The sequence below is a fragment of the Streptomyces sp. AK02-01A genome, from assembly GCF_033795305.1.
Taxonomy (GTDB): domain Bacteria; phylum Actinomycetota; class Actinomycetes; order Streptomycetales; family Streptomycetaceae; genus Streptomyces.
The window spans coordinates 25037-49739 of record NZ_JARBAE010000021.1; the positions used below are offsets into that span (position 1 = coordinate 25037).

Consider the following 24703-nt stretch of genomic DNA (forward strand, 5'->3'; position numbering starts at 1 on the left):
TCCGGCGGCGCGGAGCAGTCGTCAGTGGCGTGAGTAGGACTGCGTCAGCAGGACTTCGCCCTTGTCCGAGGCGGCCTTGTCGACGCAGGTCGCGTCGATCACATAGGCCAGGACCCGAGCGCTGTCGACGGGGTGCGGCAGGATCAGGAGATAAGCACGGCTGCCGTGGTACATGCCGGTCTCGGCGGCGAGGACGGGCTCGGTGCGGCCGGTGCCTTGCTGAACGCACAGCGGCACCTCGGGTACCGGCTTGAACATGGGCGAGTTCGAAGTGCTTCCGTCCCGGTTCGAGGAGTCGCCCGGTCGGCCTGGCTTGGTCGCGGAGCGGGAGCTGGCGTCGGGGCCGGAGGTCAGCAGCGTGTGGACGCGGTCCTGAAGCGGGATTCCTGAGAACTCGTCGTTCGCCGCAGTGCTGACCGAGGAGCTGTCCTTCTTGGCCACGGAGCTGTTGCTGTCCGTTGCCCGAAGGGACTGGAGCAGCAGAAGACTCACGCCCACCGTGGCTGCTACGAAGACAGCGCTCAGGACGGCGCCGCTACCGCGCCGTCGCCTGGGACCACTGCGGCCGGGGCCGGTCGCCGTCGTCGGGCGGCCGGCTGGGCGATTGGTTCGGACGCTGTTGGCCTTCGCGGAGTCCGAAGCTGTGGAATACGGCGCTGCTGAGGTGTCCGGTACGGCGGACGTCCCGGTGGCGGGCGTTGTTTCACGTGAAACATTGGCGTCCGTGTCGGACACGGTTGCGGCAAGGAACGCCTCCGCCGCCAGCGCGGCATCAATGCGGCCCGCGACATCGTCGGGCATCCGTGGTGGTCCGGGCAGAGTGCCGAGCAGTTCCCTGATCTCTTCCAGGGAGTCACGGACGTCGGCGCAGAGCGCGCAGGCGTCGAGGTGGCGGCGCACCTCCGTGGACCGGGACGGCGAGAGCAGGCCTTCTGTGAGGTCCGAGATCTCCGAGACATCCGGATGCTGAGGCGTGTCGGTCGTGGTCACGCGCGTCCACCTCCGCCCTTCACCGCAGCAGAATCGCTTGGTCCTGAATCCCGTGGTCCCGATGCCGGTGGGACGGATGCCCCCGGCGTCCGGTTCCTTCCGCGTACGAAGCCCCTGTCATCCGGGGCGTCGCCGCGCAGATGAACGAGCAGGGGCAGTAGTCTCGCCCGGCCGCGTGCACAGCGGCTCTTCACCGTGCCCGTCGGTACGCCCAGGACACGTGCCGCCTCCGCCACGGGATAGCCCTGCATATCGACGAGCACCAGGGCCGCCCGCTGGTCGACAGGGAGCTTCGCCAGTGCCGCCAGTAGTTCTCGGTGGAGGTCCTGCCGTTCGGCAGGAGCTTCCGCCGACTCGTGCGGCTCCAGAAGCTGTTCCAGACGTTCGGTGTCGTCCATGGGTGAGGTCTTCCGGGAGGCGGCTTTCCGGGCCCGGTCGAGGCAGGCATTGACGGTGATGCGGTGCAGCCACGTCGTCACGGCAGACTGGCCGCGGAAGGTGTGTGCCGCTCGGAAGGCGGAGACCAAGGCGTCCTGGACCGCGTCGGCCGCTTCCTCGCGGTCGCCCAGTGTTCGGAGGGCCACAGCCCAGAGCCGGTCACGATGCCGCCTTACCAGCTCACCGAAAGCGTGAGGGTGACCTGTGACGTGAGCACTCAGGAGATCGTGGTCGCTCGCGTCGCCGAGCGCGGCACTGTCCAACGCTGAGCCCCCTCCCCTGGTCCGGTCAGCTAGTGATCGAGATCTCCGAGACCTTGCCCCGGAAGTTCTTCTCGCTGACCTTCGGGAGATCGGTCAGCCAGACCAGAACGTACCGCGCCTGGACCGCCTTACCGGGCTTCAGAGCGACGTTCTCACCGGATCCTTCGGCAACCTTCTTGAAACCGTCCAGTTCGGTCGGCTGGGAAGACGTGTTCGCAGGAGCCGCTCGCAGCTCCACGGCGGTGTTCCCTCCCAGGAAGGAGACATCCACCTGGCCGATCTGCTGAGCCTTGCCGAGGTCCAGGATGATGCCGACACCGGGCTTCAGCCGGCCGAAGTCCGAGCTGTAGTAGCCGTCGGTGTTCCAGAACGTCTTCCGGTTGTTGTCGTAGCTGTTCTTTATCCCAGCGGGCTTCTCTGATCTGTCCTGGCCGAACGGGTCGAAGTCCTGGGCGTTGACGATGGCGACCGGCTTGCCGGGCTTGGGCGCCTTGTTGTCCCCGTCCTGGGTGATCGGCTGAGTGGGGCTGGTGTCGCCCTGTTCCTCGCCATGGTTGATGAGCCGGTCCGCGACCTGCCAGCTCCCGAGGCCCAGCGCGGCGATGAGGAGCGCGGCGACAGTCCACTTCAGAGCCTTGCCCGTACGGCTCTGGAGCGGCGGCGGCGGTACCACCGGTGCCGCGGCGGGCACACCGGCGACTGACTGCGTCCGGCCGTATGTGCCCTGCTGGTAGGTGGTGCGCTGATATTCGGGCGGGGCGGTGAACGAGGGCTCCGGCGGCCGGACACGCGGCATCTCGGCGACCGCCGCGGCCAGCTCGTCCGGAGTGGTGCACGGTGGTTCCTGGCGGGAGGCGGTCGCGCCGTCATTGACCAGGGCTCGCATGGCGAGCTCCGACAGACCTCGGTGCACGCCGGCGCGGACCTGATCGGGAGCGATCAGCCCGACGCCCTTGGGAAGGCCGGAGAGTCCGTAGGCATCCGTCTCGTACGGCCAGCGCTGAGTCAGCGCGGCGTAGAGAAGCGCACCGATCGCCTCGGTGTCGGTGAGCTGCGGCCGCTCCGCGCGGATTCCGCGCAGAGCGGCGTTCACGGCGAGGCCGCGGATCCGGTACTGGCCGCTGGAGGTCCGCAGGACCGCGCTCGGAGTCAGCCGGAGATGGGCGAGTCCTTCGCGATGGGCGGCGGCCATGGCCTGGGAGACCTGGCTGACGAGCTGGTAGGCGTCGTGGGCCTCCAGGGGCCCGGCGGTGAGGAGCGCGGTGAGCTCGACGGCGTCCGGCAGCCACTCGTGGACGACATAGACCAGGTCGTTCTCCTCGACGGCGTCCAGGACCTGGACAAAGCGAGGGTCGCCCAGCAGGGCCGCGGACCTGGCGGCCGCCAGGACGGAACGGGCTCGCGGATGATCGGCGGGCAGGAGGTGCACGCCAACGGCACGGCGCAGTTTCTCGTCGACCGCACGCCAGCTACTGAAACCGTCCAGACGAGTGACGCACTCCTCCAGGCGGTAGCGTCTGGCGAGTTTGTGGCCGCTGTGGAGTTCGGGCGTCGCGACGGCCGACTCGGTGCTCGGCCGCTCGCTGTCCGTCTCCGGTGCGGACTTCTCCGCTGTGTCCTGGGCTTTCGCCACCCCGTCGGTCGTGGCCTTGTCCGCCTTGGCGGTCAGCGGTTCATCACCACTGTTGTCGGCCACGTCGACGGCAGCCGTGCTACGTTCCGCCACCGTCGCTCCTGCCTCCCCATCCGTTGCGCACTATCCAACAGCCAAGCCAATTGTGCCCACAGTTGGACGCTATGCACGACACGCGGCAGCCGCCGAAGGTTGCGCTCGGCCCCGCCGTCTCAGCGTCCGAGACGTCCGCGCACCATACCGACCATGGCGTTGAGTTCTTCGATCCGCATCTTCTTCGCCGCGATGAAGAAGAGACCCAGCAGCACGAGGCCACCGGCCACGAGCGCCGCCAGCGAGGCGAGAGCGCCGCTGCCGAGAGTATGCAGCGCGCCATAGGCGACCGCTCCGGCGGCGAGAGCCCCGGGAACGGCTGCCAGGCAGAGCCGGGCGTATGTACGCAGGACGCGTCCGCCGTCCAGATCGCCGCCCAGCCGGTTGCGCAGCCTGCGCCAGGCGACCCCCACGCCGACCGCGTAGGCCAGCCCGTACGAGGCGGCCATTCCGACCACGGCCCAGCGCGAAGGCAGGATCACATAGCAGGCCGCGGAGGCCGCGGCGTTGACGCCGGCGACGATGACCGTGTTGTAGAAGGGCGTCCGCGTGTCCTCGTAGGCGTAGAAGCCACGCAGCACGACGTACTGGACGGAGTAGGGAATCAGTCCGAGGGCGAACGCCATCAGGATGAAGCCCATGGACCGTGCGGATTCCAGGCCGCTGGACGAGAACAGCAGGATGGACATCGGCACGCCGAGCGCCAGGAACGCGAAGGCGATCGGGACGATCGCGACCGCGGAGTTGCGCAGTCCCTGGGAGATGTCGTCGCGCACCGCGCCCGGATCGCCGTCGTGCGCGGCCCGGGAGATCCGGGGCAGCAGTGCCGCCATGACCGAGACGGTGATGATGGCCTGCGGCATGCCCCAGATGAGCTGGGCGTTGCTGTAGGCGAGGATGCCGGTGCCGTCCTTGCCGGACGCCTCGCCGGCGGCGGTGGCGAGCTGGGTGACGACCAGCACACCGGCCTGGTTGGCGAGGACGAACAGCACGGTCCACTTGGCCAGCCTGATGGTCTTGCCGAGGCCGTGGCCCTTCCAGTCGAACCGCGGGCGGAAGCGGAATCCGGTCTCACGGAGGTACGGCATCATCGCGAGAGCCTGGACGGTGAGGCCGAGCAGCGTACCGATGCCGAGCAGCCGCACACCGTCCGGCGGGATGGTCCGCACGGTCATGTTCGAGTCGGCCGAGGTGCCGTACACCCAGATGAACAGGCCGAACGTGGCGATCATGACGATGTTGTTGAGGACCGGCGTCCACATCATCGCGCCGAACTTCCCGCGCGCGTTCAGGATCTGGCCCATCACCACATGCACGCCCATGAAGAAGATCGTGGGCAGGCAGTAGCGGGCGAAGGTGACCGCGACGTTGTTGGCGGCGGGATCGCCGGCGATCGTGTCCGACATCAGACGGATCAGCAGCGGCGCTCCGTACACGGCCAGGGCCACGATCGCGCCGAGCGCGACGATGACGAGGGTCAGCAGACGGTTGGCGTAGGCCACACCGCCGTCCTCGTCGTTCTTCATCGACCGCACAAGCTGCGGTACGAACACCGAGTTGAGGCCGCCGCCGACGGTGAGGATGTAGATCATCGTCGGCAGGGTGTAGGCCACGGTGAAGGAGTCGCCGAGCAGGGCCGCACCCAGAGCGGCGGTGATCACCAGGCTCCGTACGAAACCGGTGAGCCGGGAGACCAGTGTGCCCGCGGCCATCAGAGCGCTGGACTTGAGCAGACCTCCGGCCCGGCCGCCCGACTTCCTGGCGGGCGGTGCGGGCGCCGGCTTGGGCTCCGGAGCCGGTTTGGTGTCCTGCTGGTCACGGTAGAGGTGCGCGAACGCGTCCGTCGGCGCGGCCTCGTCGGCGGCCGACGAGACGAGTTCGTCGACGCCGGTGAACTGAGTGGTCCTCGGGTCGTCCCCGTACGGAAGACGGCGGGACGGTCCCTCGGGTTCGGGCGGCGGAGTCTGGGCCCAGATCCGGGGATCGGGAGAGTGCTGCTGCGCGGACGGCTGCTGGTAGAGCTGCTGCGCCTCCGGATAGGTACCCGGAGGCGGCGGCGGGTGCGAGGCGCGGTCGTAGAGCGCCTCGGTCACCGGATCCTGCGTGGAGAGATCTTGTGACCAGTAAGGATCCTGGTTGTAGGCGTCTTGGACATAGGGATCCTGGGCAGGCCGCGGCGAGGGCGGAACCTGGCCTGCCGGATCGCCGCCAGCGCCCGGCCCGCGGTCACCGTCGTACGGCGCGTTCATGGTTACCCCACCTCATCGTCCCCGGCCAACCGGCCACGACATCGCTCAACGGTCCACTTTCTCACCCGCGCCCGACGGGTCCCCGCTTTCCGGTCCGGTGTCCGGTGTCAGGTCACTCGGCTGCTCGGAATCCGTGTCTTCCGGAGCCGGCTCGCCGTCCGTGTCCTGCGCACCGCCGGCTTCGGCGCGGTCGTCGGTGGGCCCGCCGGCTGCCTTACGGGCCACCGCCCGCTTGCGCTGGCTGTACATCTTGACGCCGGCGAGGACCAGGAGCAGTACTCCGCCGGCGATGACGAGCATCACGGTGGGAGTGACCTCGGAGACCTTCACCTGGAAGGTCATGGAGTCGCCGTACGGCTTGCCGTCCACCGTGTAGAGCTGGGCGGTCACCTGGACCGGGCCGTTGGCGTTGCCCGCGCCCGTGAACTTGACCGACTGGCTGTGCCCGCCGTCGATCTTGATCGGCCGCTCCGCGACCGTCCGGTCACCATCGATCTTGAGACGCGTCGGGTTGTCGGACTTGAGGCGCAGCACCAGATTCTCGACGCCCTGCAGAAGCTGGTTCTGGACGGTCACGGGGATGGTCGCGCTGCGCCCGGACAGGGTGAGGACGGACTTCTCGATGAGCTGTACCTCGGCGGTCAGCCCGAGCAGATAGTTGTCCACTATGTTGCGGTATCGCTGGGCTCCGTCCGGCTCGCCGCGCCAGGACGTCGACATGGCCCGGTCGATCGCGTTGGCGAAGGGAGCGGCCACCCGGTCCGGCGAGCTGAGGATGGCTTTGAAGTTGTCGAGCCGGTCCTGAGTGCCCCGGATCTCACCGAATGCCTCGCTCGGCAGCTCCTGGCCGCGCAGTTTCCTGGGGTACCGCGAGGAGGAGGGCACCTTGGTGGTGGCGTCGTCGTCGGGCCTGGCAGCGGCCGCCGCGATCAGATCGGCGGGCTCCGTCCACCGCTCGGGGTCCAGGCCGTGCAGCGCCCGGGCCATGGACTGTGCCTGGGCGGCCGTAGGCATCCGCTGGGGAGCCACGACGATGCTGCGCTCGTTGTCGGGGACCTGCAGGGTCAGCGCCAGCGTCTGAGCGAGGAACTTCTGGACGGCGAGAGTGGAGCTGCCCGCCGATGTCATATCGCTCTGGAAGGCCGTGGAGAGTCGCGTATCGGCGACGACGGCCGTGGTGCCGCCGCCGATCGGCCGTGCGGCGCTGGGGGTGTACGGCAGGTTGTCCTGGAGGCTGTCGCTGCGGGTGATCACCTTGTGGGCGCCCGCCGAGGTCGCGACGTCCACGATCGACGGGTCGATCGCACCGTCCACGGGCCAGGCGAAGTCGACGGACGGCTTCTGGTGGAGGATGGTCTCCACCGTCTTGCCGGCCACGTCCGTGGCCGGCTGCAGGTGGCTGAGCGCGCCCGAGTCTTTGCCGCGATGGGCCAGCGACGCCAGGTCCGGATCGGCGAACGGCAGCGCGATGACCTTACGGCCCTGTACCGCCTTCTCCAGGGCGTTGAGCCACTGATTGGCCACGGCCTGGTGCTTGCCCGGGATGGTGGACTTGCCGCTTCTGACGCGGTAGTCCCGGGTCATCGCGTCGGCGGTGGCGAGCAGGTCGGGGTCGATGACCCAGGTGACGGGAAGCTCATTGCCGAGCGAGACCATCTGCTCAAGCCGGCCGCCGGTGGCCAGCTCGGTGGCCAGGTCGTCGTTCTCGAAGACGGGGGTCTGCTGATCGTCCGAGCCGGTCTCCGCGGAGAGATGCGTCGTCGAGATCAGCGGCCAGAGAGTGGTGAGCTGAGTCTTCTTCTCCGTGGCCTCGGGCTGCCAGGGCAGGAAAGTACGCCGCATACCGAGCACCTGGTCGTACGGCGCGGAGGAGGTCTGACCGGTCAGCGAGACACCGAGCTGGTAGACGCCGTCCTCGTCGAGCCCGAGCTTGCTGACCGGCACGGAGAGCGAGAAGTCCTGCGGGATGCCGGTGGTGAGTTTCGGAAAGGTGACCTTGTACGTGCCGCCGATCGGGGCGACGGCGCCGGAGGCGTTGCCCGAGCGTTCGGCGGCGTCGTCAATGGCGGTCCTGCCCGACAGCCTCGGTCCCACCCGCAGATCCACCTGGGCATGCGTGATGGTCTTCTTGCCTTCGTTGGTCACCGTGCCGGAGACGGTCAGCGTGTCGCCCTTCACCGGCGCGCTCGGGGTCAGTGTGTCGAGGGACACATCGACCGTCCGGGAGCCGGTCGCCGTGACGGCGGCAGGGGCGGCATGAGCCGCAGGGGTCGCCGCACCCGCCACCAGACCGGCCAGGAGCGGTGCTCCGGCGATCAGAGAGGCTGTGCGCCGCAGCCGCCGGCGGGCAGGAGAGTGACCCGTCCCCTGGAAGTCTGCCGCCTCCGCCACGCGCTCGCCCGTCCCTTGTCATCGCTGTTGCCGTCGGTGGTTGTCGATTAATGCGTCCACGCATGGTAACGATGTGCGCTGTGGCGAAGTGCTGAGGACTGCTCCACATGATCGGAAGAATCTCATGCGCTGCCGGAAACTCGTGCATCGTAGTCCGAGGGCCTGGAAACGGGGACGCCCGCGTGAGCCGCGGCACGTACCCTTTTCTGTTGTGCCGAACGCCAATGAAGACAATCTCCGTGCACTCAGTCAGGTGCAGCGCCGCGCAGTCAGTGAACTGCTGCGGGTGTCCCCCGTCGCCGATGATCTCGCGCGCCGATTTCAGGAAGCCGGATTCGGTCTTGCCCTGGTCGGCGGCTCGGTAAGGGACGCCCTTCTCGGCCGGCTCGGCAATGACCTGGACTTCACCACTGATGCCCGTCCCGAGGATGTTCTGAAGATCGTCAGGCCGTGGGCGGATTCGGTGTGGGATGTGGGGATCGCCTTCGGGACGGTCGGCAGCCAGAAAGATGGCTACCAGATCGAGGTGACGACATACCGCTCGGAAGCCTACGACCGGACGTCACGCAAACCTGAGGTGTCCTACGGGGACTCCATCGACGAGGACCTCGTCCGCAGGGACTTCACGGTGAACGCGATGGCTGTCGCGCTGCCGCAGAAGGAGTTCATCGACCCTCATGGCGGGCTGGAGGATCTCTCCGCTCAGGTGCTGCGTACCCCAGGCACCCCAGAGGAGTCCTTCTCCGACGATCCGCTACGTATGCTCCGGGCCGCGCGTTTCGCCGCGCAACTGGACTTCGAGGTGGCCCCGGAGGTGATCGCGGCGATGAAGGCCATGTCCGAGCGGATCGAGATCGTCTCCGCCGAGCGGGTGCGTGACGAGCTGAACAAGCTGATTCTTTCCGCTCATCCGCGCAAGGGCCTGGCCCTGCTCGTCGAGACCGGGCTCGCCGACCGCGTGCTGCCGGAGCTGCCGGCGCTGCGCCTGGAGAGCGACGAGCACCACCGGCACAAGGACGTGTACGAGCACTCGCTGACCGTCCTGGAGCAGGCGATCGATCTGGAAGAGGACGGCCCGGATCTGGTGCTGCGGCTGGCGGCCCTGCTCCACGACATCGGCAAACCCCGGACACGGCGCTTCGAGAAGGACGGCAGGGTTTCCTTCCACCACCATGAGGTGGTGGGCGCGAAGCTCACCAAGAAGCGGATGACCGCGCTCAAGTACTCGAACGAGATGGTGCGCGATGTCTCGCGGTTGGTGGAGCTTCATCTGCGCTTCCACGGCTACGGGATGGGCGAATGGACGGACTCGGCAGTGCGGCGCTATGTGCGCGATGCCGGCCCACTGCTGGGGCGGCTCCACAAACTGACGCGCTCGGACTGCACCACACGCAATAAGCGCAAGGCGAACGCGCTCTCCAAGGCGTATGACGGCCTGGAAGAGCGCATCGTTCAGCTTCAGGAACAGGAGGAGCTGGACGCCATCAGGCCCGATCTGGACGGCAACCAGATCATGGAGATCCTTGGTGTCGGCCCTGGGCCGGTGATCGGCACGGCCTACACGTTCCTGTTGGAGCTGCGGCTGGAGAACGGGCCGATGGAACAGGATGCGGCTGTCGCCGCTCTCAAGGAGTGGTGGGCCGCGCAGAACTGAAGGCGGGAGGTCATGTTTCACGTGAAACATGACCTGCCTTTCGCGAGAAGCAGGATCAGTTCGCGATGCTCCGGGGCGGTGTTTCACGTGAAACACCGCCCCTTCGCGTCCCCTGTCGTCTCAGCGTGCCTGCCACGCCGGCATAGAGGACGGCGACCGTTACCACCAGCGCCGGAGAGCGGCCGTCCGGCGGGAGCATCAGCGCTGCCACCGCTGCGGCACCAACGAAGGCGATGTTGAAGAGCACGTCATAGAGGGAGAAGACCCGGCCTCGGAAAGCGTCGTCCACGGCCGTCTGTACCACCGTGTCGGTGGCTATCTTCGCCCCCTGGGTGATCAGGCCGAGGATGAACGCGGCGACCAGTGTGGGTATCGCCGCGAAGGGTAGGCCCAGGGCTGGTTCGAGGACGGCCGCAGCCACCGCGCACGCGACCGTCCATCCGGACGGACCGAGTCGCCCCACCGCCCAGGGAGTGAGCACGGCGGCCGTAAAGAATCCCGCGCCGGAGAGACCGAGGGCGAGCCCGAGCAATGCCAGCCCGTCCGCCTCCTTGTCGGTCCAGGCGTATCTGCAGAGCATCAGCACCATCACCGTCAGCGCCCCGTAGCAGAAGCGCATCACCGTCATGGCGGCCAGCGCACGGGCTGCGGCCCGCCGCTCCGCGAGATGCCGCAGTCCGCCCGCGAGCTCGCGAGCGGTGGAGGCGAGAGCGGCTCTCAGTCGTGGCTGGACGAGGGCCTGCTCGGGGCCGAGCAGCTCACGGGCCATCAGAAGTGAGGTGAGTGCCGCACAGAGATAGAGGAGGGCGCCCAGCAGCATCACGGCGGCGTCCGAGTCCGCAGCCGTCAGTCGCACCACAAGGGCCAGACCGCCGCCCGCTGTCGCGGCGAGTGTTCCGGCCGTCGGTGAGAGGGAGTTCGCCAGGACGAGACGCTCGTCGTCGACGACTCGCGGCAGCGCGGCCGAAAGTCCGGCGAGAACGAACCGGTTGACGGCTGTCACGGACAGCGCCGCGACATAGAAAAGCCAGTCGGGCACGGACGTCAGGATCAGCGCCGCCGTACAGGCCGACAGAAGGGCCCGCAGCAGGTTCCCGTACAGGAACACCTGGCGGCGCTGCCAGCGGTCCAGCAATACACCGGCGAACGGGCCGACCAGTGAGTACGGCAGCAGCAGGACCGCCATGGCGGAGGCGATCGCGGCAGGCGAGGTCTGCTTCTCGGGAGAGAAGACGACGTAAGCGGCGAGCGCCACCTGGAAGACACCGTCGGCCGCCTGGGACAGCAGACGGACCGCCAGGAGCCGGCGGAAGGCACTGAGGCGCACGAGCACGCGCAGTTGACGCACGACAGGCATGCGGGCCAGCGTCACACACGCGCTGTCCGCCCCTACGAGAAGGGTCACCGGACAGCGGTCCGGTGACCCTTCTCGTAGGGGTGGGGAAGCCTGAAACCAGTGCTTCCGCTGCGGCGCTGGGGTCTATCGCGAAAGTCCCGCCCGGCACGGGCGCTCAACGCCCACGGTCCTCGCGACTCCCACAAATCGCGGGTGTCGCGAGGACCGTTGGACCCAAGCTCCGGGCGGACGGCGCTACTTCCGAAACACGCCTCAGCGCTCGACGTCGCCCCGGATGAACTTCTCGACGTTCTCGCGCGCCTCGTCGTCGAAGTACTGCACGGGCGGGCTCTTCATGAAGTACGAGGACGCGGAGAGGATCGGGCCGCCGATGCCGCGGTCCTTGGCGATCTTCGCGGCGCGCACGGCGTCGATGATGACACCCGCGGAGTTCGGGGAGTCCCACACCTCAAGCTTGTATTCCAGGTTCAGCGGCACATCGCCGAAGGCGCGCCCCTCAAGACGGACGTACGCCCACTTGCGGTCGTCGAGCCACGCCACGTAGTCCGACGGGCCGATGTGGACGTTGTCGGCGCCCAGATCGCGGTCACGGATCTGAGAGGTGACAGCCTGCGTCTTGGAGATCTTCTTGGACTCCAGACGCTCACGCTCAAGCATGTTCTTGAAGTCCATGTTGCCGCCGACGTTCAGCTGCATCGTGCGGTCCAGGACGACGCCCCGGTCCTCGAAGAGCTTCGCCATGACACGGTGCGTGATGGTGGCGCCGACCTGCGACTTGATGTCGTCACCGACGATCGGGACACCGGCCTCGGTGAACTTGTCCGCCCACTCCTTGGTACCGGCGATGAAGACCGGCAGAGCGTTGACGAAGGCGACCTTGGCGTCGATGGCACACTGCGCGTAGAACTTCGCGGCGGCCTCGGAACCCACGGGCAGGTAGCAGACCAGGACGTCGACCTGCTTGTCCTTGAGGATCTGGACGACATCGACCGGAGCCTCGGGGGACTCCTCGATCGTCTGGCGGTAGTACTTGCCCAGACCGTCGAGGGTGTGACCGCGCTGAACGGTGATGCCCGTGGACGGCACGTCACAGATCTTGATGGTGTTGTTCTCACTGGCGCCAATGGCGTCCGCGAGGTCGAGACCGACCTTCTTCGCGTCGACGTCGAAGGCGGCCACGAACTCGACGTCCCGCACGTGGTACTCGCCGAACTGGACATGCATCAGACCTGGCACCTTGCCCGCCGGGTCAGCGTCCTTGTAGTACTCGACGCCCTGTACCAGTGAGGCGGCGCAGTTGCCGACGCCAACGATGGCTACGCGAACCGAACCCATTCCGCTTGCTCCCTGTGTGATCTCAGTGTTCCTGATGAAACCCTGCGCGGATGCAGGACCTCAGTTGCCCGTGTCGGCGGACGGATCCGGCGAGCCGGGACGCTCCGGAGGCTTGCCTCCGGAAGACGTGGCGTCCCGGTGCCGGGGCAGGCCGTCCGCTTCCTCGGATGTGTCTTCCCGAGCGGCGGAATCCCCGGGGGCGGACTGTCTCTGATCCCGCCCCGCCCGCTCGCTCTCAATGAGCTCGTTCAGCCAGCGCACCTCGCGCTCCACGGACTCCATACCGTGCCGCTGCAGCTCAAGCGTGTAATCGTCGAGACGCTCGCGCGTACGGACCAAGGAGGCGCGCATCTTCTCCAGACGCTCCTCCAGCCGGCTGCGGCGGCCCTCCAGCACCCGCATCCGGACCTCGCGCTCCGTCTGCCCGAAGAAGGCGAAGCGAGCGGCGAAGTGCTCGTCCTCCCAGGCGTCGGGACCGGTGTGCGACAGGAGCTCTTCGAAGTGCTCCTTACCTTCCGCGGTCAGCCGATAGACGATCTTGGCGCGGCGCCCGGCGAGTGAGGCGGCAAGTGCGTCCTCCGGAGCGCTGCCCGGCTCTTCGATCAACCAGCCGTTGCCGACCAGCGTCTTGAGACAGGGATAGAGCGTTCCGTAGCTGAAGGCCCGGAAGATTCCCAGCGAGGTGTTGAGCCGTTTCCGCAGCTCATAGCCGTGCATGGGGGACTCACGGAGCAGACCGAGGACAGCGAACTCAAGGATCCCCGAGCGTCTGCTCACCCTTCGCCTCCTTCGCCGTCCGGACACTTATGCCGTGCTGATGTATCGACTCGATACATCATGACGATAGAGCGGAGTTCCTGTTGCGACAAGGGGGGACATGGTGAACGGCGTCACATCGCTAATTCTCAGCGAGCAACTTGCCTGATTTGGGGTGAACTTCAGCTCTCGGTGGGTTTTGACCGTGCGTAGTCTGTGCGGCATGCAGACCACCGGGAACCGCGCGGCGCCTCCGAGCGTCAAGACTGTCGGCTTACCGGATGCATGTCGGACAAGCCCGACGCCGGGCTGGCCCGTGTTCATTTCGGGGGGACCGGAACTCAACTGCCGCTTCCAGGCCTACGTGCCTGCCCGAGGAGTAGTCGTTCGATGAGCGAGCACCGTCGCAAACCGCCACAGCCGCAGGGAGGCGGTCGTGCCGCGGCCAGGCGTGCGACCCAGCAGCCTTCCGGCCGCCGCGCGGCCCCTTCCCGAGAAGCCGCTTCGGCTTCGCACTCCGACTCCTACGAGGAGGAGCGTCCCTACGGCGGCCGCGCCGAAGCCAGGCGGGCCGCCCAACGCGGTGGCCGCAGGCGCGGCGCGGAAGGCGGGGGCGCGGGTCATGGTGGACCCGGCGGTGGCCGGCGCGGAGCCGGCGGCCATGACGGCCCGGGCCGGGGCGGGCAGCCGTCCAAGAAGCGGCTGATCGACTATCCGCGCTACGGCAAGTACGGCTGGCGGCGCTGGGTGCCGTCCTGGAGGCAGAGCACCGCGCTGAGCATCGGTTTCCTCGGCTCGCTGATGGCCGCGGGGACGATCGCGTACGCCGTCGTCCAGGTGCCCGACGAGAACAAGGCGTCGGAAGCCGAGAACAACGTCTACTACTGGGACGACAACACGCCGATGGTCTCCACCGGTGGTGAGGTCAACCGGCAGATCATCGGGTTCGAACAGATCCCGAAAGACATGCAGTGGGCGGTTGTCTCCGCCGAGAACAAGTCGTTCTACCAGGACTCCGGCGTCGACCCGATGGGCATCAGCCGAGCCCTGGTGAACATGGCCAAGGGCGGCCAGACCCAGGGTGGCTCCACCATCACCCAGCAGTACGTCAAGAACGCGCGCCTGGGCGACCAGAGCCAGACGGTGAGTCGTAAGTTCAAAGAGCTGTTCATCTCCATCAAGGTCGGCACCGAGATGAAGAAGCCCGACATTCTCGCGGGCTATCTGAACACGTCGTACTACGGACGCGGGGCCTATGGCATCCAGGCCGCGGCCCGTACGTACTACGGCAAGGACGCCAAGGACCTGAACGCGAGCCAGTGCGCGTTCCTCGCCACGCTCCTCAAGGGCGCGACCTACTACGATCCGGCCGGCGCCACGGAGATCGACCCGACGGCCACCGCCGCGGACAACACCACGCGCGCCACCAAGCGGTGGAAGTGGATCCTGGACGAGATGGTCAAGGACAAGCACCTCGACGCCGCCGAGCGTGCCAAGTACACCGAGTTCCCGATGCCGCAGAAGCCGAAGAAGAACAACAAGCTGAGCGGACAGATCGGCTATTTGGTCGACCTCGCCAAGGCCAACTTCGTCAACAACAACACTCGGGGCATCAAGGCGGAAGACCTTTCCCGAGGCGGCTACGAGATCCACACGACCTTCAACAAGAAGAAGGTCTCGGAGCTGTTCGAGGCCGTCCAGAAGGTCGAGAAGGCCAATATCGATCCGAAGAAGCGCCCGAAGACCGATACGTACGTCCAGTTCGGTGGTGCCTCCGTCGAGCCCTCGACCGGAAAGATCGTCGCGATCTACGGCGGCAAGGACGCCACCCAGCACTTCACCAACAACGCGGACCAGACCGGTGCCCAGGTCGGATCGACCTTCAAGCCGTTCGTGCTGGCCGCCGCGATGCAGGACGGGGTCCGTGACCCCCAGGGCGGCGAAGTGCAGGGTGAGAACGAGCGTACGAAGATCTCGCCGGACAAGGCCCGCTACATCGGTAAGAACAAGCTGAAGATCAAGAACTATGACGGGTCGATCTGGACCAACGAGGACGGCAAGGAGTGGCTGCAGACCAACGACGGCGACTACTCGCCTCCGACTCCCGACATCGACCTGCGTGAAGCCATGAGGCTTTCCGTCAACTCACCCTTCGTGCAGTTGGGCATGGATGTCGGCATCCCGCAGGTCAGGCAGGCGGCCATTGACGCCGGTCTGCTGGAGAGCTCCCTCGCCAAGTCCAATGTGCCGTCGTTCTCGATCGGTATCTCCGACCCCAGCGCCATCCGGATGGCCGGCTCCTACGCCACCTTCGCGGCGAGCGGCCAACAGCGGGATCCGTACTCCGTGTCCGAGGTGTTCAAGGGCGGCGAGTCCGTCTACAAGCACAAGGACAAGCCCAAGCGGGCCTTCCCCGCGCCGGTGGCGGACAACGTCACGGACGTACTGAAGACCGTGGTCGAGAAGGGCACCGGTACGAAGGCACAGCTCACGGGGCGCGAAGCGGCCGGTAAGACCGGCACTACCGACGGCAACAAGTCGGCCTGGTTCGTCGGCTACACCCCGCAGCTCTCGACCGCCATCGACATGTACCGGATGGACGACAACGCGGAGAGCAAGGACCGCAAGTTCGAGATGATGTACGGCACCGGAGATCAGGAATCGATCCACGGTGCCTCCTTCCCGGCCGAGATCTGGCACGACTACATGGAACAGGCGCTGAAGGGGCAGGCGCCCAAGCCCTTCCCGAAGCCGGAGCCCTGGGGCGAGGCGGTCTGGGGCGGCGGAGCGTCGCCGAGCGAGACGCCGAGCGAGACCCCTTCCGAGACGCCTTCCGAGACGCCTTCGGAGACGCCGTCCGAGACGCCTTCCCAGTCCGCGCCCACCCCGAGCGACACCTGTGACAAGTGGTGGGGCTGTGGTGAGAACGGCGGCGCCAACCAGGGCGGGGACAACGGCGGCGGCAATCAGGGCGGCGACAACGGCGGGGCCAGTGGTGGGGAGCCAAGCATGAGCTCCTCGCCACCGGGCGGCGAGAACGAGGGCGGCCAGAACGGCGCCAATAACAACGGAGGCATTTTCGGCGGCCAGGGAGGCTGACGAAACCTGGCTCACGGCATGCGCCTGGAGGGCCGTCGCACCGGCTGCGTACACAGCGTGTACGTACGGTGCGGCGGCCCTCGCCGCATCCATGGCGGCGTACGGCAGGATGGGCGGCATGCCGAGCACAGAAGAGACAACCGTGCACCAGGACCGGTCGGTCGTGCCGCCCACACGACGGGACGAGATCGCCGCGGCCGGCAGTGAGCTGATAGGCGGCCCCGCCGGCCGCTGGGCCTGGTTCGGCAGCAGCCGGCTCACGCCGGTGCGGGTCGTCGCACTGGTGGCGATCGGGATGTTCGCGCTGGGCATGGCGCAGAAGATGCCGTGTTACGACTGGGCGTGGTTCCGCGGCGCCAGCTCCCAGTACACGCACGCCTGTTACTCGGACATTCCGCACCTCTACCTCGGGCGCGGCTTCGCCGACAACCTCGTGCCGTACTTCGACCGGCTCAACGGCGACATGGAGTACCTGGAGTATCCCGTGCTGACGGGCCTCTTCATGGAGGTCGCCTCCTGGCTCACACCGGGCGGCTCCATGCAGTACCGCGAGCAGATGTACTGGATGGTCAACGCGGGCATGCTGATGATCTGCGCCGCGGTCATCGCGGTCTGCACCGCGCGCACCCACCGGCGCCGCCCCTGGGACGCCCTGCTGGTCGCTCTCGCACCCGCCTTCGCTCTCACCGCCACCATCAACTGGGATCTGCTCGCCGTCGCGCTCACGGCGGCCGCCATGCTGATGTGGTCACGCGGCCGGGCCCTGGCCTTCGGCATCCTCATCGGGCTCGCGACCGCGGCCAAGCTTTATCCCGTACTGCTGCTGGGACCACTGCTCGTGCTCTGCTGGCGGGCCGGGAAGTACCGGGAGTACGGGACGGCGCTGCTGGGAGCCGCCGGCGCCTGGCTGGTGGTGAATGTGCCGGTCATGGTGCTCGCGCCCGAGGGCTGGAAGAAGTTCTACACCTTCAGCCAGGAGCGGCAGATCGACTTCGGCTCCTTCTGGCTGATCATCACACAGCGCACGGGTGAGTCCCTGGACGTCGGCACCGTCAACACCTACGCGACGCTGCTGATGCTCCTGGCGTGCGCGGGGATAGGAGCGCTGGCACTGACGGCTCCGCGCCGCCCGCGCTTCGCACAACTGGCCTTCCTGGTCGTCGCCGCCTTCATCCTCACCAACAAGGTCTACTCGCCGCAGTACGTGCTGTGGCTGATTCCGCTGGCCGCCCTGGCCAGGCCACGCTGGCGGGACTTCCTGATCTGGCAGGCCTGCGAGGTCATGTACTACCTCGGCATCTGGATGTACCTCGCGTACACGACGAGCGGTGACGCCCACAAGGGACTGCCGACGGAGGGCTACCAGCTCGCCATCGCCCTGCATCTGCTGGGGACGCTGTATCTGTGCGCGCTGGTCGTACGGGACATCCTGACGCCGGAGCGGGACGGGGTGCGGACCGATGGCTCGGACGACCCGTCGGGCGGAGTGCTGGACGGTGCGGAAGACGTGTTCGTACTCGGGCAGGCCGCACAGCCGCAGCGGGACGCCGCGCGGGCCGAGGACGCCGAGGACGGACGGCTGCGGGTCGAATGGGGTGTACGGCCGCCGGGGGCCGCCTGAGGGCCTGCCGGGGCCGGATCAGCCTCTCGGCCGGCCTCCGGGCCCCGGTGACGCGTAGGGCCGGCTCCGGCGTCGCGGTGGCCGGGGCCGGCCGCGGCTCAGCGGTCGACGATGCGGTCGAACTGTGTCGTCGTGTGCCGCAGATGGGCCACCAGCTCGTCCCCGACCCTGGGCTCCTGAGCGTCCGAGGGCACGAACAGGATCGACACCTGCATGTGCGGCGGTTCGGCGAACCAGCGCTGCCTGCCGTCCCAGACGAACGGCGAGAGGTTCCGGTTGACCGTGGCCAGGCCCGCGCGGGCGACACCCTTGGCACGGGGCATCACACCGTGCAGCGCCTTCGGGGCCTCCAGGCCGACACCGTGCGACGTACCTCCGGCGACGACCACCAGCCAGCCGTCGGAGGCGGCCTTCTGCTGGCGGTAGCCGAACCGGTCACCCTTGACGACCTTGGTGACATCCAGAACGGAACCGCGGTACTCCGTCGCCTCGTGGTCGCCCAGCCACAGCCGCGTACCGATACGCGCGCGGAAGCGGGTCTGCGGGAACTGCTGCTGGAGCCGGGCCAGCTCGTCGGCGCGCAGATGGCTGACGAACATGGTGTGCAGCGGCAGCCGCGCCGCGCGCAGCCGGTCCATCCAGGCGATGACCTCCTCGACCGCGTCGGAGCCGTCCGTACGGTCGAGCGGGAGGTGCAGGGCGAAGCCTTCCAGGCGTACGTCCTCTATGGCCGCGTGGAGCTGGCCGAGTTCCTCCTCCTTGACACCGTGCCGCTTCATGGAGCTCATGCACTCGACCACGACACGGGCGCCCACCAGGGCGAACACGCCGTCGACGGACGAGACGGAGCGGATCACACGGTCGGGCAGCGGCACCGGCTCCTCACCGCGCCGGAAAGGCGTGAGGACGAGAAGGTCGCCGCTGAACCAGTCCTTGATCCGGGCGGCCTCGTAGATGGTGCCCACGGCGAGCGTGTCCGAGCCGAAGCGGGTGGTCTCGTCGGCGAGACGCTCATGACTGAAGCCGTAGCCATTGCCCTTGCAGACCGGGACCAGACCCGGGAACTGCTCGATGACCGACTTCTGGTGCGCCCGCCAGCGCGCGGTGTCGACGTAAAGGGAGAGCGCCATGCCGGTCCGGAACCTTTCTCGTGGCTGCGGTGTATGAAGGGTATGAATGGTCTTGGAGTTCTTGACGACGTCACGGCTGTCTTTGCCGGTTTGTCCTCGCGGTCAGCGGCGCGACATGTAGATGTCGAGCGCCTTGTGAAGCAGTTTGTTGAGCGGGAAGTCCCACTCGCCGATGTACTCGACGGCCTCGCCGCCGGTGCCCACCTTGAACTGGATCAGACCGAAGAGATGATCGGTCTCGTCGAGCGAGTCGGAGATGCCGCGCAGGTCGTAGACGGTGGCGCCCATCGCGTAGGCGTCACGCAGCATGCGCCACTGCATCGCGTTCGAGGGCCGGACCTCACGCTTGTGGTTGGCGGAGGCGCCGTAGGAGTACCAGACATGGCCGCCGACGATGAGCATCGTCGCCGCCGCGACGTTCTCGCCCTCGTGACGGGCGAAGTAGAGCCGCATGCGATTGGGGTCCTCTGTGTTGAGGACGGTCCACATGCGCTGGAAGTACGACAGCGGGCGCGGCCGGAAGTGATCCCGCTCGGCGGTGATCTCGTACAGCCGCTGCCACTCTTCAAGATCGCCGTAGCCGCCCTGGACGACATCGACGCCGGCCTTCTCGGCCTTCTTGATATTGCGCCGCCACAACTGGTTGAAGCCCTTGAGGACATCGTCGAGCGAGCGGTTCGCCAGCGGCACCTGGAAGACATACCGCGGCTGTACGTCACCGAAGCCGGCGCCGCCGTCCTCGCCCTGCTGCCAGCCCATCTTCCGCAGCCGGTCGGACACCTCGAACGCGCGCGGTTCGATATGCGTCGCCTCGACATCGCGCAGGCGCTTGACGTCCGGGTCCTGGATGCCGGACTTGATCGCACCCGAGTCCCAGCGGCGGATGACGACCGGCGGTCCCATCTTCACGGAGAAGGCGCCCTGGTGCTTGAGATGCGCCAGCATCGGCTGCATCCACTCGTCCAGATTGGGGGCGTACCAGTTGATCACCGGTCCCTCGGGGAGGTACGCCAGATACCGCTTGATCTTGGGGAGCTGCCGGTAGAGCACCAGCCCGGCGCCAACAAGCTGGTCGTCCTTGTCGAACCAGCCCAGGTTCTCGGAGCGCCACTCCGTCTTGACGTCAGCCCAAGCCGGGACCTGGCAATGACTCGCCGCGGGCAGGCTCTGGATGTATGCCAGATGCTGCTCTCGGCTGATGGTCCTCAGGGTCAGACTCATGCGGGGCGCTCCTCGGCAGGTGTGTCCCCATGGATACAGGGGCTCCGGCTCTCGCGCCGAAGCCTACTGTGCCGATGGAGCGCCTCGTCTGGCCCGACGGGGGACCCGCCGACCAAGCGCTGTCCCGTAATCGCCGGTGGGACGGTACGCGGCAGTCGGTCGCGGTGCGCCGAGGGGCGGAACACCGCCCTCATATCTGGTCGTATGGGGACGACCCGGCCACAGGTGCGGCGCCGACTGTCGTTGTGCGCCGCCGAGGACGGCGGGAACGGCCGGACCGCCGGATCCTCTCGGACCGTGTGATCCGTCACTGGCGACCGGAGGGGCGATACGTCTGGGCTCTGTCCGGTCGGACAGCGCCTAGCCGACGATCCCGCCGAACAGTCCTCCGTGGGCCATGCCGATGAAGAAGCCGACGGCCGAGGCTCCGAGTCCGAGGATGGTCAGGAACCGTTCCCGGGTCGTCACCGAGATGAACTGCGCGTACGCGCCGGTCAGGATGCCCACCAGCCCGGCCCACGAACTGAGCAGATGGAGGTTGTCGAAGATCGCCGCGATGACGGCGAGGAGGCCCAGAACCAGTGTCACCGCGGCCAGGCTGTCCTGGAGCGGATGACGCTTGCCATCGGTGGCGAAGAGTGATGTGGCGGAGTTCGGTCGCATTGCCTGTGCCATGTGGCACCTCCTGGCCTTGCCGGAAGGCGGCGCATCGTAGCGTCGCACGCACCCGATGTGTACAGATTGCGTCCGCGGGCGGCCGGATTTCAACCGGAAGCCGGTGTGCGGGTAGTCTGTATGGTCTGCACCGGTGTCTGCCCAGGCCACAACATGATCACTCGTACTTCGAGCTGGATTGTCAGTGGCGGCCGATACCTTTGCTTACGCATCACGACCCTCCTGCCACGGAACGACCGTGGCCGCTGAGTCCAAAGGAGGTGGGTTCCACATGCGTCACTACGAGGTGATGGTCATCCTCGACCCCGATCTCGAGGAGCGCGCAGTCTCCCCGCTGATCGAGAACTTCCTCTCCGTCGTCCGTGAGGGCAATGGAAAGGTCGAGAAGGTCGACACCTGGGGCCGTCGTCGTCTCTCTTACGAGATCAAGAAGAAGCCCGAGGGCATCTACTCGGTCATCGACCTTCAGGCCGAGCCTGCGGTCGTCAAGGAGCTCGACCGACAGATGAACCTGAACGAGTCGGTCCTCCGGACCAAGGTCCTCCGTCCCGAGACCCACTGAGCGCCTAGCTCAGAGGCCATCGGGTTCGAGTAGCAGCAAGCAGCCAGAAGCAATCCCCGCCGAGAGGTTCACCCATGGCAGGCGAGACCGTCATCACGGTCGTCGGCAATCTCGTCGACGACCCCGAGCTGCGCTTCACCCCGTCCGGTGCGGCGGTCGCGAAGTTCCGCGTCGCGTCCACTCCTCGCACCTTCGACCGTCAGACCAATGAGTGGAAGGACGGCGAGAGCCTGTTCCTCACCTGCTCGGTCTGGCGTCAGGCGGCGGAGAACGTCGCCGAGTCGCTCCAGCGAGGCATGCGCGTCGTCGTGCAGGGCCGGCTGAAGCAGCGGTCGTACGAGGACCGCGAGGGCGTCAAGCGCACGGTCTACGAGCTGGACGTCGAGGAAGTCGGCCCCAGTCTCAAGAACGCCACGGCCAAGGTCACCAAGACCACCGGTCGCAGTGGTGGCCAGGGCGGTTACGGCGGCGGCCAGCAGGGCGGCGGTAGCTGGGGCGGCGGCCCCAGTGGTGGTGGCCAGCAGGGCGGTGGCGGTGCTCCCGCCGACGACCCGTGGGCCACCAGCGCGCCGGCCGGCGGCAGCCAGCAGCAGCCGCAGAGCGGCGGGGGCAATGGAGGCGGCTGGGGCGGAAGCTCCGGCGGCGGCTACTCGGACGAGCCTCCCTTCTAAGGGCGGGTTCGTTCCCCACTTCTTGATCACACAGGAGAAACACCATGGCGAAGCCGCCTGTGCGCAAGCCTAAGAAGAAGGTCTGCGCATTCTGCAAGGACAAGACCCAGTACGTGGACTACAAGGACACGAACATGCTGCGGAAGTTCATTTCCGACCGCGGCAAGATCCGTGCCCGCCGCGTTACCGGCAACTGCACGCAGCATCAGCGTGACGTCGCCACGGCAGTCAAGAACAGCCGTGAGATGGCGCTGCTGCCCTACACGTCCACCGCGCGATAAGGGAAGGGTGACTGAATCATGAAGATCATCCTCACCCACGAGGTCTCCGGCCTCGGTGCCGCCGGCGATGTCGTCGACGTCAAGGACGGCTACGCTCGCAACTACCTGGTCCCGCGTGGTTTCGCGATCCGCTGGACCAAGGGCGGCGAGAAGGACGTGGCGCAGATCCGCCGCGCCCGCAAGATCCACGAGATCGCGACCATCGAGCAGGCCAATGAGATCAAGGCCCGCCTCGAAGGCGTGAAGGTTCGTCTGGCCGTTCGCTCCGGCGACGCCGGCCGCCTCTTCGGCTCCGTCACCCCGGCTGACCTCGCTTCGGCGATCAAGTCCGCCGGTGGTCCGGAGGTCGACAAGCGTCGCATCGAGCTCGGTTCGCCGATCAAGACCCTGGGCTCGCACCAGGTGTCTGTGCGTCTGCACCCCGAGGTTGCCGCGAAGCTCGGCATCGAGGTCATCGCCGCGTAAGCGCTGCGTACGACAGAGCATGGAGAGGGCCGCATCCCTTGGGGATGCGGCCCTCTCGCCGTTCCTGATGGTGCCTATGGGCAAGGCGAAACGGGCACCGGGGACGTTTCACGTGAAACGTCCCCGGTGTGATGGACACGCGCTAACGGGTGGCGCCCGTGACCAGCCAGCGGCCGGACCGGGTGCGCAGCCAGAGTGTCAGCATGCGGATCGCCATCATCAGCCCCATCGCCCACCACAGAGCGGTCAGCCCACCTCCAAGAGTGGGGACGAGCAGGGCAACCGGCGCGAAGACCGCCAGCGTCACCAGCATGGCCCCAGCGAGATACGGTCCGTCCCCAGCGCCCATCAGCACGCCGTCCAGCACGAAGACGATTCCCGCGATCGGCTGAGAGACGGCTACCACCAGCAGGGCGGGCAGCAGAGTGTCCCGCACTGCCTGATCGCCGGTGAACAGCGGGATGAACAGCGGGCGCGCGAGCACTATCAGAACTCCGAGCACGACACCGCACGCGACTCCCCACTGCACCATGCGGCGGCATGCCTCCCGCGCGCCCGTGGTGTCGTCGGCTCCGAGATAACGGCCGATGATCGCCTGTCCCGCGATGGCGATCGCATCGAGCGCGAAGGCCATCAGGCTCCACAGAGACAGAATGATCTGGTGGGCGGCGATGTCTCTGTCACCAAGACGCGCGGCGACGGCGGTGGCGATCATCAGGACCGCTCGCAGCGAGAGTGTGCGCACAAGCAGGGGCACTCCGGCCTGCGCGCTGGCCCGTATCCCCGCGATATCGGGGCGCAGCGAGGCGCTGTGACGACGCGCTCCTCGCACGACGACCACCAGATAGACGATGGCCATGGCGCACTGTGCGATCACCGTGCCCCAGGCAGAACCGGCGATGCCCAGCCCGGCGCCGTAGACGAGTGCGCCGTTGAGCGCCGCGTTGGCGCCGAACCCGCCGATGGCGACATACAGAGGTGTGCGGGTGTCCTGGAGCCCGCGCAGCACCCCGGTGGCGGCCAGCACGACCAGCATGGCGGGGATACCGAGGCTGGATATGCGGAGATAGGTGATGGCGTACGGGGCTGCCGTGTCCGACGCTCCGAACAGGCCGACGAGCCAGGGTGCGGTGGGCAGGGCGACGGCGATGACCACGGCACCGAGCAGCAGCGCGAGCCAGATGCCGTCCATGCCCTGGCGGATGGCGGCTGAGAGATCGCCGGCACCGACGCGCCGGGCCACCGCACCCGTGGTGGCGTAGGCGAGGAAGACGAAGACGCTCACCGCGGTGGTCAGCAGGGCTGCCGCGATGCCGAGCCCGGCCAATTGCGGTGTGCCCAAGTGGCCCACGATCGCACTGTCGACCATCACGAAGAGCGGCTCGGCGACGAGCGCGCCGAAGGCCGGCACGGCGAGCGAGATGATCTCTCGGTCATGCCGTCGCTGTCTTGTCCTGGATGCCGTGGGGGCCTGTGTCATGCGCTCAATCTAATCTTCCACAGGTAAGTGATGCAATGCAGGTGGAGTCCTTACTTGCGGCCGGTGTGGAGGCTCTGTCGTGCGTCGTTTGTTCTGATCTTGGTCCAGCCGGGAAAGTTTTTCTCCCCCACAGCCGGTGGACGGAAAAAGGCCAGCTCAGAGCGGGTGCGCCGAGGTGGGTATGACTTTGTCCACAGTGCTGTCCCCCGGTCCGTGCACAGGTTCGCGGGACTTCTCCACAGCATCTGGTCCGTCGTCCACATGGCCTGTGGATAACCAGATTGGCTGACGGTGCCGGCGGGCCTACCGTGGACCGGCGTCCGACGCGCCAGAACCGGA

19 protein-coding genes are annotated in these 24703 nt (G+C 67.3%); 7 read left to right on the forward strand and 12 right to left on the reverse strand.

Going from position 1 to position 24703, the window contains the following annotated elements; genetic code table 11:
• Positions 1-21: 21 nt before the first annotated feature.
• The 5 genes from PV679_RS20185 to PV679_RS20205 form a co-directional block, all read right to left on the reverse strand.
• Positions 22-990, reverse strand: coding sequence for a hypothetical protein (locus tag PV679_RS20185; protein WP_319681724.1), 969 nt, complete (start codon positions 988-990; stop codon positions 22-24).
• On the reverse strand, positions 987-1691 hold the full coding sequence (sigM, locus tag PV679_RS20190) for an RNA polymerase sigma factor SigM (RefSeq protein WP_319681725.1): 705 nt from the start codon (positions 1689-1691) through the stop codon (positions 987-989). The genes PV679_RS20185 and sigM overlap by 4 nt, the downstream gene beginning before the upstream one ends.
• Before the next feature lie 25 nt (positions 1692-1716).
• Complete coding sequence (locus PV679_RS20195; RefSeq protein WP_319681726.1) at positions 1717-3417, reverse strand: protein kinase family protein; 1701 nt, start codon at positions 3415-3417, stop codon at positions 1717-1719.
• Between the two features lie 119 nt (positions 3418-3536).
• Positions 3537-5666: a murein biosynthesis integral membrane protein MurJ gene (gene murJ / locus PV679_RS20200; protein WP_319681727.1), complete on the reverse strand. Its 2130-nt coding sequence runs from the start codon at positions 5664-5666 to the stop codon at positions 3537-3539.
• Positions 5667-5711: 45 nt separating this feature from the next.
• Positions 5712-8057 (reverse strand): DUF6049 family protein, encoded by a 2346-nt coding sequence (locus PV679_RS20205; protein WP_319681728.1) that lies wholly within the window; start codon positions 8055-8057, stop codon positions 5712-5714.
• A 211-nt stretch (positions 8058-8268) separates the two neighbouring features.
• On the opposite strand from PV679_RS20205, the gene PV679_RS20210 reads away from it, so the two are divergent.
• Complete coding sequence (locus tag PV679_RS20210; protein ID WP_319681801.1) at positions 8269-9711, forward strand: CCA tRNA nucleotidyltransferase; 1443 nt, start codon at positions 8269-8271, stop codon at positions 9709-9711.
• Between the two features lie 55 nt (positions 9712-9766).
• Here PV679_RS20210 and PV679_RS20215 read toward each other — a convergent pair whose 3' ends face one another.
• The 3 genes from PV679_RS20215 to PV679_RS20225 all read right to left on the reverse strand — a co-directional run bounded on the left by PV679_RS20215 (position 9767) and on the right by PV679_RS20225 (position 13180).
• On the reverse strand, positions 9767-11068 hold the full coding sequence (locus PV679_RS20215) for an MFS transporter (RefSeq protein ID WP_319681729.1): 1302 nt from the start codon (positions 11066-11068) through the stop codon (positions 9767-9769).
• A 252-nt stretch (positions 11069-11320) separates the two neighbouring features.
• On the reverse strand, positions 11321-12403 hold the full coding sequence (locus PV679_RS20220; protein ID WP_319681730.1) for an inositol-3-phosphate synthase: 1083 nt from the start codon (positions 12401-12403) through the stop codon (positions 11321-11323).
• A 60-nt stretch (positions 12404-12463) separates the two neighbouring features.
• Positions 12464-13180, reverse strand: coding sequence for a PadR family transcriptional regulator (locus tag PV679_RS20225; protein ID WP_319681731.1), 717 nt, complete (start codon positions 13178-13180; stop codon positions 12464-12466).
• Between the two features lie 369 nt (positions 13181-13549).
• On the opposite strand from PV679_RS20225, the gene PV679_RS20230 reads away from it, so the two are divergent.
• Positions 13550-16258: a transglycosylase domain-containing protein gene (locus PV679_RS20230; RefSeq protein ID WP_319681732.1), complete on the forward strand. Its 2709-nt coding sequence runs from the start codon at positions 13550-13552 to the stop codon at positions 16256-16258.
• A gap of 118 nt (positions 16259-16376) precedes the next feature.
• Positions 16377-17879, forward strand: coding sequence for a glycosyltransferase family 87 protein (locus PV679_RS20235; protein ID WP_319681733.1), 1503 nt, complete (start codon positions 16377-16379; stop codon positions 17877-17879).
• Between the two features lie 98 nt (positions 17880-17977).
• Here PV679_RS20235 and PV679_RS20240 read toward each other — a convergent pair whose 3' ends face one another.
• From PV679_RS20240 to PV679_RS20250, 3 genes are all read right to left on the reverse strand, one after another.
• On the reverse strand, positions 17978-19009 hold the full coding sequence (locus tag PV679_RS20240) for an alanine racemase (RefSeq protein ID WP_319681734.1): 1032 nt from the start codon (positions 19007-19009) through the stop codon (positions 17978-17980).
• 102 nt (positions 19010-19111) lie between these two features.
• On the reverse strand, positions 19112-20230 hold the full coding sequence (locus tag PV679_RS20245; RefSeq protein WP_319681735.1) for a lipid II:glycine glycyltransferase FemX: 1119 nt from the start codon (positions 20228-20230) through the stop codon (positions 19112-19114).
• 360 nt (positions 20231-20590) lie between these two features.
• Positions 20591-20905, reverse strand: coding sequence for a hypothetical protein (locus tag PV679_RS20250; RefSeq protein WP_319681736.1), 315 nt, complete (start codon positions 20903-20905; stop codon positions 20591-20593).
• Between the two features lie 271 nt (positions 20906-21176).
• On the opposite strand from PV679_RS20250, the gene rpsF reads away from it, so the two are divergent.
• From rpsF to rplI, 4 genes are all read left to right on the forward strand, one after another.
• On the forward strand, positions 21177-21467 hold the full coding sequence (rpsF, locus tag PV679_RS20255; RefSeq protein ID WP_006604399.1) for a 30S ribosomal protein S6: 291 nt from the start codon (positions 21177-21179) through the stop codon (positions 21465-21467).
• 74 nt (positions 21468-21541) lie between these two features.
• Positions 21542-22138 carry a single-stranded DNA-binding protein gene (locus tag PV679_RS20260; RefSeq protein ID WP_319681737.1) on the forward strand — a complete coding sequence of 199 codons (597 nt, stop codon included), beginning with the start codon at positions 21542-21544 and terminating at the stop codon, positions 22136-22138.
• Between the two features lie 44 nt (positions 22139-22182).
• Positions 22183-22419 (forward strand): 30S ribosomal protein S18, encoded by a 237-nt coding sequence (gene rpsR / locus PV679_RS20265; protein WP_003967857.1) that lies wholly within the window; start codon positions 22183-22185, stop codon positions 22417-22419.
• A gap of 18 nt (positions 22420-22437) precedes the next feature.
• Positions 22438-22884 (forward strand): 50S ribosomal protein L9, encoded by a 447-nt coding sequence (rplI, locus tag PV679_RS20270; RefSeq protein ID WP_319681738.1) that lies wholly within the window; start codon positions 22438-22440, stop codon positions 22882-22884.
• A 142-nt stretch (positions 22885-23026) separates the two neighbouring features.
• Here rplI and PV679_RS20275 read toward each other — a convergent pair whose 3' ends face one another.
• Positions 23027-24364 carry an MATE family efflux transporter gene (locus PV679_RS20275; RefSeq protein WP_319681739.1) on the reverse strand — a complete coding sequence of 446 codons (1338 nt, stop codon included), beginning with the start codon at positions 24362-24364 and terminating at the stop codon, positions 23027-23029.
• Positions 24365-24703 lie beyond the last annotated feature (339 nt).